At 72.7% G+C, this 992-nt stretch carries 1 protein-coding gene and 1 pseudogene; one reads left to right on the top strand and one right to left on the bottom strand.

Translation table 11 applies throughout. The features are described 5' to 3' along the window. Positions 1-46 precede the first annotated feature (46 nt). Complete coding sequence (locus tag NQ160_RS24180; protein ID WP_257517510.1) at positions 47-586, bottom strand: ArsR/SmtB family transcription factor; 540 nt, start codon at positions 584-586, stop codon at positions 47-49. A gap of 87 nt (positions 587-673) precedes the next feature. Between NQ160_RS24180 and NQ160_RS24175 the strand changes: the two are divergent. Further along, a pseudogene (locus tag NQ160_RS24175) lies at positions 674-992 on the top strand (hypothetical protein); the annotation flags it as partial.

Raw genomic sequence — 992 nt, 5'->3', positions numbered from 1 at the left:
TAGTAGAGCGGGCCGCGGACGCGGTACAGGGCGCGGGCGAACGCGCTCATCGCCCGGTTCCCAGCAGGCTCGACAGCAGGGGCACAACCCGCGCCGCCGGCACCTCATAGGTGCCGCGTGCGCTCTGGCGCACCCAGCCGGCGGCGATCAGCTGGCGCAGGTGGTGGTGGAGCTGGCCAGTGGTGCCGAGGGAGTCGATGCCGGCGAGCTCCGAGGTCGTGGTCGTGCCGGTCAGGATGCGGCGCAGCAGCTCCAAGCGCACCGGATGAGCGAGCGCCTGGAACGCGGCGGCATGCTCCGACCAGTCCGCCTCGAGCAGTCCTTGAGTGGGGGCGCCCTCCTGCCAGGCGACGGGGGCGCCCGTGGGCAGGGTGAGCGACCCGACGATCATGACGACGCCCTCGGCGAGGGGGGGATGGTCGGCGCGCTCCGCCTCCACCCGTCGCAGCGCCCAGAAGGCATCGGCGTCATCGGCGCGCGGCGGGGGAGTGCGGTCGTCGCGTCGGGCCAGCTGCTCCTCCAGCGCCGTGACCCGTGCGGCCAGGCTGCGGAGGGCAGGGACGTCGGTGATCTCGTCATCGCTCATTCCGCCAAACTACGGGAGATCGTAGAAACGTACAAACGCATCCGTCGAAACCCGTGCTGCCGCCGCACTGCGGCCATAATGGGACCCGTGCCCGACCGGACGACGATGCCCGACTTCTCCGACGAGTTGCGCCGATTGCAGCGCCGCGCCTACGGGCCGGCCGCGCAAGGCGCCCTGGATGCCGCGGACCTCGCACGGCTGCGGGAACTCGAAGCGCTCGTCCGCGCATCGTCCGATCCGGCGCACGACCACACACCGCCGGCGGGCGATGCTGGCGCGGAAGCGGACGCGGACGGTTCCGTTTCCCGGCACGCCAACGTCGACGGCTCGGTCTCTGCACCCGTGGGCATCGCCGCCGGTGGCGACACCGAGGCCGTCCCGACCCCGCCCCCGAATCCCGGCGTCG

Source organism: Microbacterium sp. zg.Y909 (assembly GCF_024626565.1).
Note: the sequence above shows the minus strand (reverse complement) of the source record. Positions and strands in the feature narration are given on the sequence as shown.

Excerpts from the sequence above, each read along its gene's own strand:
- NQ160_RS24180 (WP_257517510.1), bottom strand. The coding sequence starts at position 586 with ATGAGCGATGACGAGATCACCGACGTCCCTGCCCTCCGCAGCCTGGCC.